Raw genomic sequence first — 13,971 nt, 5'->3', positions numbered from 1 at the left:
ATTAATTAAATATTAAAGAGGCCTATTTAAATTGTAGGCCTCTTTATCGGTTATTCGCAGTGTGCTAATTTAATCGCCAAGCCACCTTGTGAAGTTTCACGGTATTTTGCATTAATATCTTTACCGGTTTCATACATGGTTTCGATCACTTTATCTAAGCAAACACGTGGATCACTGACACGACGTAGCGCCATTCTCGCCGCATTAACCGCTTTAACCGAAGCAATCGCATTGCGTTCAATACAAGGAACTTGTACTTGGCCACCTACAGGGTCACAGGTTAAACCAAGGTTATGTTCCATGGCGATTTCAGCAGCTACACAAACTTGCTCAGGGCTACCACCCATCAATTCAGCTAGGCCCGCAGCAGCCATTGAACAAGCGACACCGACTTCACCTTGGCAGCCAACTTCAGCACCCGAAATTGATGCATTCATTTTATATAATGAACCAATCACACCAGAAACTAAGAAATAGCGAGTGTACGAGTTTTCATTAACTGGGCGAATAAATTTGTCATAATAAGCGAGTACCGCTGGAATAATGCCACAGGCGCCATTAGTTGGGGCTGTGACGACACGACCTCCCGCAGCATTTTCTTCATTCACTGCTAATGCGAACATATTAATCCAATCAATTACTGCCATTGGGTCGGTATTGGTGTTATCGCTAGTAACGAGTTGACGACGTAGCGCAGCTGCACGACGTGGTACACGTAGTGGGCCGGGTAATAGCCCTTCTGTCGTGACGCCACGCTCAATACCTGCTTTCATTACATTCCATATATCGGAAAGGTATTGATGAATTTCTTCTTTACTGTGTAGCGCTAACTCATTTTGCATCACCAGAGCTGAAAGTGATAACCCTGTTTCCTTGCAATGCTTTTGTAAGTCGGCTGCGTATTTATATGGATAAGGGACTTGTACAGATTGCTCATCAGATTGGCCAAAATGCTCTTCATCGACAATGAAGCCACCACCAATAGAATAATAGGTTTTCTTATAAATGCTTTTGTCTGCATTATAAGCAGTAATGGTCATACCATTTTCATGTAAAGGCAAATTGGTGGAATGAAAATTCATACCGCCTTTAGCTGGGAAATCAACTTCATGTTGGCCTTGAGCGAGTAGTAATTTACCACTTTGTTCAACATGACGAATAAAGTTGGGAATAGCATCAATATCAACAGTATCCGGCAAGTTACCTGCAAGACCCATAATAATTGCGATATCCGTCGCATGTCCTTTACCAGTCAATGATAAAGAACCATACACATCGACAGTAACACGGGTGGTTGAGGTGAGTAGGTCTTGTTGGATCAAGTCTTCAACGAATTGCTTACCTGCTTTCATTGGTCCTACGGTGTGAGAACTTGATGGGCCGATACCGATTTTGAAGATATCAAATACGCTAATCATATTCAGCGCTTCCTATATAGTAACAGTGTCTTAATTTTTAAGGCATGCTATGCCGTGTGCTCCGGCATCGTTTTTGAGGAGGGGAGGTATGACCGCCGGAGTGGTCACACCTTCCTATAAGGCTGATTAGAAGAACAGCTTGTATATTGCAGCAGAGATAGCGACTAATCCCATGATAACAATAAACACATTGCTGATTTTACCTGAGTACTTACGCATTGCTGGGACTTTACTGATAGCATACATTGGCATCAAGAACAGTAAGATAGCAATGACTGGGCCACCGAGGCTTTCAATGATATCCAGTACACCAGGGTTCAATGTAGCAACTAACCAAGTAGTCACTAACATAAAGATAGCAGTACCACGATTTAATTTGCGAACATCAATAGTTTTACCTTTTGCGCGATAAGCACGTTCAACTAAGCCATTGAAACCTTCACGAGCACCTAAATAGTGGCCAAGGAATGATTTAATTATAGCAACGAAAGCAATAATTGCGGCTGCAAACTTAATAAATGGCTGGTCAAAGTAACCAGATAGATAGTCAAGGATACTGATATTTTGTGCTTTTGCTTGAGCAAGATCAGCTGAAGAGAGTGTAAATACACAGCTGAACACAAAGAACATGACAGTGAACACCATGAGAATATGTGCAGATGCTAAGATACGAGAACATTTTTGCTCCGCTTGATCGCCATATTCTTCACGTTTAGCAACAGAGAAAGCCGAAATAATGGGTGAGTGGTTAAATGCAAAAACCATTACTGGAATTGTTAGCCAAATGGTGACCCAAATGCTTTGACCGCCGCTGTGCTTAGCTGCTTCAGCGATGCCTTCCATGGTTAAGGTATCGAGTACCGCGCCATTCCAATGAGGGATCATATACAGAGAGAAAGCGAGCAGTACTGCAATGAATGGGAACACCAACATACTCATCACTTTGACAATATATTTTTCACCAAAAGAAACAATTGTCATGATCCCGCCAACCAGCACCAATGCTAATAACCAGCGTGGTGGAGCAGTAAAGCCCATTAGCTCAGTTAGGAATTTATGCACGTTATTGGTGATAGATACACCATAAACTAACAGAATTGGATAGATAGCGAAGAAATAAAGTAGGGTGATCCAGTTACCTGCGGTACGGCCAAAATGTTCTTCTACGACTTCAGTGATATCACCTTCTGGTTTTGAGCCAGAAAGCACGAATCGAGTCAGCCCACGGTGAGCAAAAAAGGTCATAGGGAATGCTAAGACCAACATCAGTAGAACTGGCAGTAATCCACTCATACCTGCGTTGATAGGTAAAAACAGTACACCAGCGCCGATAGCTGTACCGTATAAGCCCAGCATCCATACTGTGTCAGTTTTACGCCAAGCGCGAGCATCCCTAGTTTGCGAGGCTGTTTTATCGATGGAACCAACTCGAGTTGTATCCATAATAGTCTCCGAAATAAAAGTCAAAAAATAGGCACCCCGTGAAGGTAAAAACCTCACTGGTGTTTTAATCTTTTGGTACGAACAAATAATCGCCAAATATAATGTGCAGTCTTTTGTATCTACGTAACAATCTGATTGGAAATAAATATAAAACTGAGAGTAGATTTATTTTCAATCAGTTTTGCTAATTTTATATGTAAATTTGATAAACCGATTTTGAGGGTGCAAATGTACATATTTTTAGTAGAAATCACCGTGATCATACTCTCAAAAGAGAAAAATGTCCTAAATATTGCTATTTATCGATTTTTATAAAAATGTTAAAAAATTTACCTTAAGGTGAATGGAAATAGTGTTATTTATCCTGATAGAAAATAGACAGTCATAAGGAGTTATATGTTTATCTATATTTAAAGAGGGCAATGTTACTATGTTAATGAAGTGATGCTATTAAAAATAAATATAGTTAAAATAAATTAATTTTAAAAAGAATTACTGAATAAAAATGCACGGCATGGTTTTGTTTTTTGTTTTATATTGTTGATTTTTAATTGTTTTGTTTCATTTTTGGCAGTGATTCATCGGGTGATTAGTTATCATTTTTTTAGTTTTTTTATTGGAAATACATTAATGAATAATAAAGTTCATTAAACTAAAAACTAATACTTATTTCGCGAAGAAAAAAATAATTAAAAAACGTTACAAAAAATTTGTTAATTTACTGTTATTTATTTTTCGGAAAAAGTTCTTTTTTGTTCATTTTACGAATGAAAAAATAAAACAAAATGTTGATTCAACGCAAAGTTCAGAGCTGGATTAAAAATCACCAGCTCTGAATTATTGAATAATTACGCTTGAAGCCAACCTTTACGTATAAGGGAGGAGAATATGAGGTGATATAAGCGAGTCAAAGGTGCTTGGATTTTATAACCAACAATTGCCCAAAGGATTTGGCTTAATCCGCAAGCAATCATACCTAAAATAAATGCGCCAGCCATATCGAGTGGCCAGTGAACACCCAGATAAATACGGGACCAAGCAATAGCAATTGCGGGAACTAACATTAGCAAACCAACCCAAGTTCTTAACCAGAACAAGAATGCAAATACAAAGGTGAAGACGATGGTGCCATGATTGCTTGGGAAAGAAGATGTTGCATTATGATCAAGGAAATTAGTGCCAATACCGACCACAAAAGGGCGATCATGAGGTGCAATTAAACCGACTAGCCATGAAATAGCAAGGCCGATCACTAACGCATAAGCCGTTTTACAGACAAATGCTCTTTGGCGCTCCATATCTGGTTTTGCGCCCCAAAACCAGCAGGCAACAGTAAATAGTGGAAAGAGTAAGATCAGGCGTTTAGCTATGATTGTGGCAAATGCAATGGTGCCACTTGCAGACTCAGGGGTTGCATTGATCAGGTTAAACAAATCCAGATTGAATTGTTCCAGCACGGTAATGTACCTCGGAAAATGGGTGAAAATTAAGACTTAAAGCGAGAGAGTAGAGTTTCTCACATAACAGGTAAAGTCCCTTTGTCCTAAATACTCGTTATACTTCAAGTTACAACGTTTTACAGTGAGTGATAGTGACCGCGTCTGTTCGCAGCAGCCCTGTACTCATGTATGTGCTTGCTGCCTGAACTTTAGGCTGTCTAGCTGCACCCTGAAGTATTTAGAGTATAAAGGGGCGAATTTACTTTTTGTTAATGATTTACTCAATAGATAATTAACAAAAATATTTAGGTTTTTTAAGGAGTGCTTATGTGGATCCAAAAAGAAATAAGGTTAACAGCAAAAGAAAGAGGCTTCCATTTGATTACTGATGAAATCTTACATCACTTACCTGAGCTCAAGCAGATCAAGATAGGGCTATTGAATCTATTTATTCAACACACATCAGCCTCACTTACCATCAATGAAAATGCGGACTATACGGTGAGGCAAGATTTTGAAAGTTTTTTTAATCATGCGATCCCTGAGAACGAACCTTATTACCAACACAATTATGAAGGGAGTGACGACATGCCTGCACATCTGAAAAGCAGTATTTTAGGCGCGAGTTTAGTACTTCCTATAACAAACGGTCGATTAAATTTGGGGATTTGGCAGGGAATTTACCTTTGTGAGCATCGTAATTATGGTGGTGAGCGTAGGTTAGTCATCACTTTGCAAGGTGAGTGATACTCAGTTGAGTTTGTATAGGCAACAAAAAACCCGATAGCGATAAAACATATAGTTGGCTATCGGGCTCCTCAATATGGGGACATCAAAGAAAAGCAGTGGCATAAATTAAGACCCCTCTTATATAAGAAAGTTCGCAAGTAGGAAAAAAAAGTTGCATTATTTTTTACTTTAGGTAGGAAGTAGCACGAATTGAACAAATTAAGCGGCTCAACATGAAAAGATGAGCCGCGACGTGTTGCTTATTTATACAGATCGAGGTGCTCTTTCGCGTAAGCTTCGAAATCAGTACAGCCACCGATATGTTTTTCATCAATGAAAATTTGTGGAACGGTTTGGACTTCTTTGCCAACGGTCTTTGACAGATCTTCTTTGGTTAAGCCTTCAGCGTGGATATCTACATAACGATAGTCGAAATCATCACGTTCATTTTTGAGTTTTTCAGCGAGTTCTTTAGCGCGAACACAGTATGGGCAGCCAGGGCGACCAAAAATTACAGTGTACATAGTATCTCCTATATAACAAATTCTCGTATTTTTTTCACAATGCCCACTACTATGCCTATAACGGATCAGAAATAAAAGATGATTTTTCCTTTTGTTGGTATCGGTCTGGTTTATAATCTTAAAAAAGATTATCCGATCTAAATAATTCGAGGTGCAGCTAGGCGGCCTGCGGATCAAACAGTAAGCACATACATGAGTACAGGGCTGGTGCGAACAGACGCGGTCGCTATCACTCACTGTAAAAGGTTGCAATTTGAAGTATCGTGAGTAAATGTTGAATAAAAGGATATACCATGAGTAACAAGCCTCAGCGGCAAATGCGTTCACTATCAGACTTACCGAAGCCTATTTTGATTTTAGAAGGGATTGGTATTGCGCTGTTGATTGTGGTGCTTTTAGCCATGAATGGTTACCTAGAGCTACCAGAACCTTTGATGCAAAAAGGGGCTCTGATTGCGATTGTGATGGTTGGTATTGGCTGTTTGATCCCAGCCACAATTAATATTGTTTGGCGAGCGATCCATGGATTAAGTTTTTTAGGTATCGACAATGAAAAAACAGCTAGGCCGGGTAGAAAGCAAAAACCTAGTGATAATGATAAAAAGGATGAAAAGGGGGAGTGAACATGGTTTTACTGGTGTTTTCACAGTCAATGTGTGAAAATTGCCCACTTTTCTAACTCATCTTAAAAGTGTTAGTTAGAACAGGTTCATTTTTACTGGTTATCATTTTGAGTTGAAGAAGGTTATAACCCATGGATACTATTTGTTACCCTGACATTTCACAATTACGTGAATGGCTAGATCAACTCAAAACATCCTATTTCGAGTGTGATTCTTGTGCTGCACTGCATTTACCTCATATGCAAAATATTGATGGTATCTTTGATGCAAAACTAGACATCATCAATAATGTGTTAGTTCTTTCTGCATTAGCAGAGCTAAAACCGACAGCGATCATCACCTTAGTTGCTAACATTAGCCAAATTAACGCGAGTTCATTGACTGCAAAAGTTTTCCTTGAGATCAATAATGAAAATTTGCCTAAATTAATTGTTAGCCAATCATTTTCACTTGAAGCAGGGATGACCTATCGCCAATTTAGTCATTTTTTACAGCAAGCTGAAGAACAAATATCCTCAATCGTGTTTGAAATCTATAGTAATAATTTACTTTATTCAAACCAAGATGAGTTTGAGGAAGAAATGACCGATCCTGAAGTTGATGATAATCCTTCTATAATTATTCATTAGTTTTTAAATTATGTATTGTGAAAAATATCAGGTGGGAGAATGCCATTCTTGCCAGTGGCTTGAGTTTTCGGTAGAACAACAACTTCAACTAAAACAAGAAAATTTGTCTGCTTTATTGCCTTCGTTATCTGCTTCAGTGTTTCACCCTGCGGTTGCTAGCCCACAGCAAGGGTTTCGTAACAAAGCCAAAATGGTGGTAAGTGGTAGTGTTGAGAAGCCTATATTCGGGATCATAAATTCTTCTGGCCAACCAGTTAGTTTGACTGAATGTCCGTTATACACATCGGGCTTTTTAGCTGTATTTGATGTATTGAAACCGTTTATTGCTCGCGCAGGTTTAACACCCTATAACATTGAACGTCAGCGCGGCGAATTAAAATACTTGTTATTGACTCAAAGCCAGCACACAGGGCAATTTATGCTGCGCTTTGTATTGCGTTCAGAAAAGAAAGTTGAACAGTTGAAAAACGCGTTGCCTTGGCTACAACAGCAACTTCCACAGTTAGTTGTTGTCACCGCTAATATACAACCCGTTCATATGGCTATTTTAGAGGGTGAGCAAGAGATCTTTTTCACTGCACAGCAAACGTTGCGTGAAGAATTTAACCAAGTTCCGTTATTTATACGGCCTAAGAGCTTTTTCCAAACCAATCCGATAGTAGCTGCAAAGCTTTATCAAACGGCTCGTGAATGGGTAAGGGCTTTAAATATTACCAGCCTATGGGATTTATTCTGTGGCGTTGGGGGGTTTGGCCTACATTGTGCGGAGACACATACTAAACTGACAGGGATTGAAATTAGTGCTCCTGCGATTGCCAGTGCGACACAGTCGGCTAGCGAGCTGGGATTACAGAATGTGGAGTTCCAAGCTTTAGATTCTACAAAGTTTGCGACCAATAAAGGCGATATCCCTCAGTTAGTGTTAATTAATCCACCACGACGTGGTATTGGTGAAAGTTTATGTGAATATCTTTCAACGATGCAGCCTGACTATATTTTATATTCGAGCTGTAATGCACAAACGATGGCGAAAGATATTGAGCGATTAGCGGGATATCAGGTTGTGAAGGTACAATTGTTTGATATGTTTCCGCATACTGCTCATTATGAAGTATTAACTCTACTAATGAGAGATGGTTAGTAAAAATAAAGTCACTAATTAAATCTAAGTGACTTTATTTAATAATGATCAAATCAGATAATTTTATTTTTTGGGTTTTTATCAATAATAAATTTTCTTGTTATTTCTATTTTTCTTACACCGTCTTTATCTATTAAGAAATTACTGTTTTTCTTATTGATGATTTTCTTTAATAACTCAAAAAAATCAGATTTATTTTTTGTGATAAATACACCTTTATTAGGGTCGAAAAACTCAAATATTGTTTGATTACAGTTGGTTAAAGGTTTTGCGATAATCGCCATCGCATGATCTCGATTACATACGTCACATGCTAACACGCGATTTTTTAAAATGTTTTTTTCAACCATTTTTTTTAGTTTATTTAATGAAATTATTTCTTTATTAAATATCGAATCATAAAGACTGAAGTTAATAGGTTGATTATTATAGCATACACTCTCAAGTTTATTGTTAAACTCAGTTTTACTTATGATTTCGCGAGAAAAATATTGGCCTATAAAATGAAAGAAAAGCTCTATTTTACTAACTAAGAGATCTTTCTTTTTAGAGTTAAAACAATTATGTCTTATTTTTTTCGACTAGTATTGAAAAGTTATCATGGTAGTTTTTTATTGTATATACATTGAAGGCTTTAGATTGAAGAGAGTTATTTATTTTATTAATGAGTACTTTTATTTCATCGAAGTAAGGTATTAATATTTTTTTTGATTGGCAAAGTTTTTTGATGTTTTCATCGATCACCCTCTCTATATAATTATTTATATTTTCATTTTCATGAATGGACGGATATTTGAATTGATATATAGTATTCTTGATATCAATCGAAATATTTTGATTAAATTGAGAACGAAATATTTTATGAAATAATTCATTGAGATGTGCATTATAATAGGAAATAAATTTTTTTTGATTGTAACTCATAGGGTAGGTTTGCTTATTGAGGGAAGTTACAACGTTTAATATATTTATGATTTCCTTAATAAAGTTAATTTCGTTGTTTTGATATACATTAACAAGGAATCGATCAGTTAGCCCATAACATAGCCCTCCATCGGTATAATTAATATTTTCTATACCAATAATTTTTTTTGTAAATTCATTGGAGGGGGTTTTATGAAAGTATTCTATTAATTGATATTGATTAAATTTTATTGAGTAGTTTATTTTTTTGTTTGGCATAATTAAACCTTATTTGTTAAAGATATATAGGTTTAACTATAAAGCAGAATCCTTCTTCATCTTGTAGATTTCACGTAACTTATGTACATGAATTATTTAATGATATATGTTTGGATCTATAATAAAAAGGCTGGTTAATACAAGCCGCAGACTGTTGACAAACATATCATGTTTGGCAGCAGTCGTTCGGGGTTTTGAAATAAATAAGGAAAATCAATTTATCGATTTTCGGCTGATAACACGGAGCGGGAAAAACCACGTTTTTATCCCGCTTCGTCAGCAACCTAAGGCTTGTTAATACAAGCCTTTTAAATGATGCAGGTTCAAATTTAATTTCTATGCTCAAAAGCCAGCGCTTTGCGTTCGATAAGTCGCATAATAATGGTTAAGATTGCGTTGACGACAAGGTAAATGATACCTGCGGCAACAAACGCCATTACATCCCAAGTTTGGCCAAAGACTTGGCTGCTGTAACCCATAATATCCATCATCGTTATCGTACTGGCGAGCGAAGTACTTTTGAAAATTAATACGACTTCATTTGAGTAAGATGACAAAGAGCGCTTAAATGCGTAAGGCAAAATAATTCGCATTGTTTGTGCTTTAGACATCCCTAGTGCTTGGCATGATTGCCATTGTCCTGAAGGGATCGCTTTTACTGCCCCATGGAAGAGTAACGTTGAGTAAGCAGCACTATTAAGCGCTAGAGCGATCATCGCGCACACCCAAGGCGTTGAGATAAAGTCCCACAGCATGGGATAGTTCTGCAAAGATTTAAACTGGCTTGGCCCATTATAAATTAAGAAGAATTGAACCAGTAGTGGGGTGCCTGTGAACAACGTGATGTATACTTTGACCGCTTGTGAAATAACCGGTGTTTTGAGTGACAATATTAGTGTAAACAAGATGGCCAATATAAAAGCGACAAGCAATGCACTAAAGGTCAAAGACAAGCTAGTTGGTAAACCAGGTAGTATCTCTAAAATCAAATCAATCATTGCGATCCACCTCGCTCAAAACGGGTTGTACGCAATTCAATTCGTTTCAGAATAACTTGGCTTAATAAAGTAATTGCAAGATAGATTAGCCCAACGATGGCATACCATGTAAAAGGCTCATGAGTACGATTAACAATGGTTTTTGTTTGTAACATCAAATCATTTACGCTAATTAAAGAAACCAGTGCGGTATCTTTTAATAGTACCAGCCATTGGTTCCCTAAACCGGGTAGGGCATGGCGCCACATTTGCGGCATAATAAAACGAAAGAAAATCGTTCGTTTAGTTAGACCAAGTGCGAAACCGGCTTCCCATTGGCCATAAGGAACGGCTTTCAATGCACCGCGTAATGTTTGTGAAGCATACGATGCATACAGCAGGGCTAATGCCACTACACCACAGGCAAATGGGGTAAAATCAAACTGTCCACTTTCTGCAAAGAAAATACTGGGATCAATTTGTAAGGTGGTTTGCCAAAAACCTAAATTAATGTCGATGCCATCGCCTAATAGATTGATCAGCTGTAATGTCCCAAAGTAGACAAATAAGACAACCAGCAGTTCTGGCAACCCGCGAATTAATGTCACCCAACAAGTACCTAAGAAGGCGATGGGTTTAAAACGAACGGATTCCCATGCGGTAAATAGCATCGCGAGGATCAGGCCCAATATTAGAGCAGAAACAGCAAGGCCGACGGTTAAACCGGCGGCACTTGTTAGAAAAAGAAAATTGTTCATTAACTATATCGATTATTGTTCAAACCATTTTTTGTAGATAACGTCGTAAGTGCCATCAGCTTTAACTTCAGCTAATGCTTTATTCATTTTATCTAACAACTCTTTATTGCCTTTACGAACAGCGATACCTAAACCGATGCCAAAGTATTGTGGGTCAGTCACTTTCTCACCAACAGGTGCTAGGTTTTCGTTGCCTTTCGCTTTTAACCACTCATCAGCAACTGCGGTATCACCAAAAACAGCGTCGATACGGCCATTTTGCAGATCTAAGATCGCTGATTGGTAGTTATCATAAGGTACGGTTGTCATACCTTTGTGCTGTTCCATGATGTATTTTTGGTGAGTAGTCCCATTTTGCACGCCAATTTTTTTATCTTTTAGCTGATCGACGGAAGAGATTTTTTCTTTAATGGCAATAAATTCAGCTGAATTAGGATAATAAGTATCAGTAAAATCCACTTGTTTTTGACGATCTGGCGTAATATCAATACCTGCCATCAACGCTTCAAAGCGGCGGAATTTTAGACTAGGGATCAAACTATCGAACGATTGATGAGTGAATGTGCAAGTTGCATCCATTTTTGCACAAATTGCATTTGCAAGATCGACATCAAAACCAACGATTTGGTTGTTTTTATCAAACATCTCAAATGGGGCATAAGTTGCTTCTGTTGCAAAACGAATGGTTTCTTTTTCCGCGGCAGATGCAGATAGGGTTACAGCGCCAAGTAGTGCAGCTAATATAATTTTTTTCATTGCTTAATCCTATATCTATTAGTGTGACAGATAGTTTGCAAATGCTTCAGTTTGAGGTGCTGTGAAATGGCTAGCATCCCCTTGTTCTACGATATGACCGTTTTCCATGTACACCACACGGCTAGCGGCTTTACGAGCTATCTCTACTTCGTGGGTTACAATCACTTGTGTAATACCCGTCGCGGATAGTTCACGAATAATATCAACAACTTGTGCAGTAATTTCAGGGTCTAATGCGGCTGTAGGCTCGTCAAACAGTAGCACTTGTGGCTCCATCATTAATGCACGAGCGATTGCGACACGCTGTTGCTGACCACCCGATAAATGCAAAGGGAAACGCGTGGCAAACTGAGTTAGCCGTAAACGTTCTAACAACTTTTCCGCCTTTGCTTTTGCTTCTTGACGTGACAATTTTAAGACACGGCATGGTGCTTCAATCAAATTATCGATGACCGTTAAATGTGGCCATAGATTGTATTGTTGAAAAACCATTCCTACGTTTTGACGTAATGCTCGGATTGCCTTGGCATCTGGGGTAGAGGCAAAATCAAATTGCTGACCCGCAATGTTAAGTAATCCTGAACGTGGCATTTCTAGCAGATTCAGTACACGAAGCAATGAACTTTTTCCTGCTCCGCTAGGCCCAAGTAATACCATGGTTTCACCAGCAGGACAGGTTAGATTAATATCAAAAAGTGCCTGATGGGAGCCATAGAAACAGTTTATATTTTTTAATTGAATGCTCATGCTTACCAATAATACCTTGTTAAACTGACTCCGATATTAATCCCGTAAGCATATTTATGCAATAATAGATGCATAAAAATTTGTTTTTCGCCTACTGTATCTTGAATGATCCAGAGTATAAAACCTGACTATTCAGCAGGTAATTGTTCTGCCTTTGTCTGGCTAGCGAGTTGCTTATCTCGTTCAAAAGCCAGTTCGCTAATACGTCTCGCCATCCCTTTAAAAATAAATAAGTGCGCAGGCATCATAGCGAACCAATAAAGCAAACCACTGAAACCAGCAGGATGCCACCACGCTCGCACATCAATTGAACGTCGGCTACCACTATCATGGATGGTAAAAGTAAGACGGCCTAATCCAGGTGCCTTCATACCAAATAATAAACTAAGTTGTTTATTTGGTTCGATATTAATGACCCGCCAACCATCAATCTCATCGCCGAGTTGTAATTCTTCGCGGTTGGGTCGGCCATATTTGACCTTATTTAGCATCATGTCATCCATGATAGCGCGTGTTTTCCAAAGTGCATTCGCATAAAAATAACCATCTTTACCGCCAATTTGCTGAACAGTGTGCCATAAAGATGCTGTGCTTGCTGATGTCCCTAACGTAAAACCAGCTTGCTTCGGATAGAAGCCATACCCTGGGCGCCAGCGCTTTCTTACTTCAGGATCATAGCCCCAATCGGCATTATCAATGGCATCGGCTTCTTGAGCTAATGTGGTTTTAACAGCATCATCGAATGAAATCAGGGTTTGAGGGATCAATTCGCGCAGCGCTTTATCATCAGCAGGGAGGTCATGTTGTAAGCCTTGGATCAGCTCTTTGGCGATTGACGGCGGAACGGAGGTGATCAAACTGATAAAATGCACTGAGATCATACTGATTGGAATAGGAATTGGTATCAGTAATCGACGCTTGCCACTGACTTTAATAAAACGTTTAAATAACTCTTGGTAGCTCATGTATTCAGGGCCACCCGCATCAAAAATGCGACTTTCAGTGACAGGGAGCTTGGCGAGCTCAGTCAGGTAAAACAGGATATTACTCAGAGCAATAGGGGATGATTTTGAACGAACCCAACGTGGCGGTGTTAAGATAGCCAAGTTGTATACCATGTCACGCATAATTTCAAAGGCAGCAGAACCTGAACCAACAATGATTGCTGAACGAATTTCCGTAACAGGGGCTTTGCTTTCACGCAAAATCTCACCTGTTAATCGACGTGAAATCAGATGTTGTGAATAACTGTGGCCATGCTGAAGTGAACTTAGATAAATAACATGTTTAACATTGGAATTATCGATAGCTTGTTGGACATGACGAGCTGCTGTACGTTCACGCTCAATCAAGTTTGCTTGATCGGCCATGCTATGAACAAGGAAGTAGACAATATCAATGTCTTCCATGGTATCTTTTAGCGTTTCTGGATCTTGTAAGTCAACATAAATACACCGCGTATCTTGCCAACCTTGTGACAGCATCCAATCTACCCGTCTAGCTGCTGCGGTCACTTGATGACCCTGCTTGATTAATTCAGGGATTAAGTTTTGTCCAATATAGCCGCTAGCACCTAATACTAAGATACGCTGTTGTTCATTCATG

Annotated in this window: 15 protein-coding genes; 4 read left to right on the top strand and 11 right to left on the bottom strand. The window is 38.7% G+C overall.

The annotated features are described in order from the left end of the window. Window positions 1–50 precede the first annotated feature (50 nt). The 3 genes from SC428_RS07670 to ybjG all read right to left on the bottom strand — a co-directional run bounded on the left by SC428_RS07670 (window position 51) and on the right by ybjG (window position 4,318). Window positions 51–1,418 carry an L-serine ammonia-lyase gene (locus SC428_RS07670; protein WP_318706842.1) on the bottom strand — a complete coding sequence of 456 codons (1,368 nt, stop codon included), beginning with the start codon at window positions 1,416–1,418 and terminating at the stop codon, window positions 51–53. Window positions 1,419–1,544: 126 nt separating this feature from the next. Then, complete coding sequence (locus tag SC428_RS07665) at window positions 1,545–2,861, bottom strand: serine/threonine transporter (RefSeq protein ID WP_070924935.1); 1,317 nt, start codon at window positions 2,859–2,861, stop codon at window positions 1,545–1,547. Between the two features lie 848 nt (window positions 2,862–3,709). Beyond that, window positions 3,710–4,318, bottom strand: a complete 609-nt coding sequence (gene ybjG, locus SC428_RS07660) for an undecaprenyl-diphosphate phosphatase (protein WP_070924934.1) — start codon at window positions 4,316–4,318, stop codon at window positions 3,710–3,712. Between the two features lie 309 nt (window positions 4,319–4,627). Here ybjG and SC428_RS07655 point away from each other — a divergent pair, with 309 nt between their 5' ends. Then, a complete protein-coding gene (locus tag SC428_RS07655) occupies window positions 4,628–5,047 on the top strand; it encodes a secondary thiamine-phosphate synthase enzyme YjbQ (RefSeq protein ID WP_140180539.1) in 420 nt (139 codons plus the stop codon). 242 nt (window positions 5,048–5,289) lie between these two features. Here SC428_RS07655 and SC428_RS07650 read toward each other — a convergent pair whose 3' ends face one another. Beyond that, window positions 5,290–5,553 carry a GrxA family glutaredoxin gene (locus tag SC428_RS07650; RefSeq protein WP_070924932.1) on the bottom strand — a complete coding sequence of 88 codons (264 nt, stop codon included), beginning with the start codon at window positions 5,551–5,553 and terminating at the stop codon, window positions 5,290–5,292. A 293-nt stretch (window positions 5,554–5,846) separates the two neighbouring features. Between SC428_RS07650 and SC428_RS07645 the strand changes: the two genes are divergently transcribed. The 3 genes from SC428_RS07645 to rlmC all read left to right on the top strand — a co-directional run bounded on the left by SC428_RS07645 (window position 5,847) and on the right by rlmC (window position 7,946). Next, window positions 5,847–6,176 carry a YbjC family protein gene (locus SC428_RS07645; protein WP_140186370.1) on the top strand — a complete coding sequence of 110 codons (330 nt, stop codon included), beginning with the start codon at window positions 5,847–5,849 and terminating at the stop codon, window positions 6,174–6,176. A 131-nt stretch (window positions 6,177–6,307) separates the two neighbouring features. Beyond that, window positions 6,308–6,805 carry a YbjN domain-containing protein gene (locus SC428_RS07640; protein ID WP_070924930.1) on the top strand — a complete coding sequence of 166 codons (498 nt, stop codon included), beginning with the start codon at window positions 6,308–6,310 and terminating at the stop codon, window positions 6,803–6,805. 10 nt (window positions 6,806–6,815) lie between these two features. Further along, window positions 6,816–7,946 carry a 23S rRNA (uracil(747)-C(5))-methyltransferase RlmC gene (rlmC, locus tag SC428_RS07635; RefSeq protein ID WP_318706836.1) on the top strand — a complete coding sequence of 377 codons (1,131 nt, stop codon included), beginning with the start codon at window positions 6,816–6,818 and terminating at the stop codon, window positions 7,944–7,946. Window positions 7,947–7,999: 53 nt separating this feature from the next. Here rlmC and SC428_RS07630 read toward each other — a convergent pair whose 3' ends face one another. From SC428_RS07630 to SC428_RS07600, 7 genes are all read right to left on the bottom strand, one after another. Next, window positions 8,000–8,296 carry a hypothetical protein gene (locus SC428_RS07630; protein ID WP_318706834.1) on the bottom strand — a complete coding sequence of 99 codons (297 nt, stop codon included), beginning with the start codon at window positions 8,294–8,296 and terminating at the stop codon, window positions 8,000–8,002. Between the two features lie 211 nt (window positions 8,297–8,507). After that, window positions 8,508–9,128, bottom strand: a complete 621-nt coding sequence (locus SC428_RS07625; protein ID WP_318706832.1) for a hypothetical protein — start codon at window positions 9,126–9,128, stop codon at window positions 8,508–8,510. Window positions 9,129–9,457: 329 nt separating this feature from the next. Then, a complete protein-coding gene (artM, locus tag SC428_RS07620; RefSeq protein WP_070924928.1) occupies window positions 9,458–10,126 on the bottom strand; it encodes an arginine ABC transporter permease ArtM in 669 nt (222 codons plus the stop codon). Beyond that, a complete protein-coding gene (gene artQ / locus SC428_RS07615) occupies window positions 10,123–10,863 on the bottom strand; it encodes an arginine ABC transporter permease ArtQ (RefSeq protein ID WP_070924927.1) in 741 nt (246 codons plus the stop codon). The genes artM and artQ overlap by 4 nt, the downstream gene beginning before the upstream one ends. A 12-nt stretch (window positions 10,864–10,875) precedes the next feature. Next, window positions 10,876–11,619, bottom strand: a complete 744-nt coding sequence (artJ, locus tag SC428_RS07610; RefSeq protein WP_070924926.1) for an arginine ABC transporter substrate-binding protein — start codon at window positions 11,617–11,619, stop codon at window positions 10,876–10,878. Window positions 11,620–11,637: 18 nt separating this feature from the next. Next, window positions 11,638–12,366 carry an arginine ABC transporter ATP-binding protein ArtP gene (gene artP / locus SC428_RS07605; RefSeq protein WP_070924925.1) on the bottom strand — a complete coding sequence of 243 codons (729 nt, stop codon included), beginning with the start codon at window positions 12,364–12,366 and terminating at the stop codon, window positions 11,638–11,640. A gap of 128 nt (window positions 12,367–12,494) precedes the next feature. After that, on the bottom strand, window positions 12,495–13,970 hold the full coding sequence (locus tag SC428_RS07600; RefSeq protein ID WP_140180530.1) for a DUF2867 domain-containing protein: 1,476 nt from the start codon (window positions 13,968–13,970) through the stop codon (window positions 12,495–12,497). Between the last annotated feature and the right edge of the window lies 1 nt (window position 13,971).

Origin of the sequence: Providencia sp. 2023EL-00965 (genome assembly GCF_033550225.1) — a bacterium.
Classification (GTDB): domain Bacteria; phylum Pseudomonadota; class Gammaproteobacteria; order Enterobacterales; family Enterobacteriaceae; genus Providencia; species Providencia manganoxydans.
The sequence above is the reverse complement of the archived record's forward strand: the minus strand, read 5'-3'. Positions and strand labels throughout refer to the sequence as shown.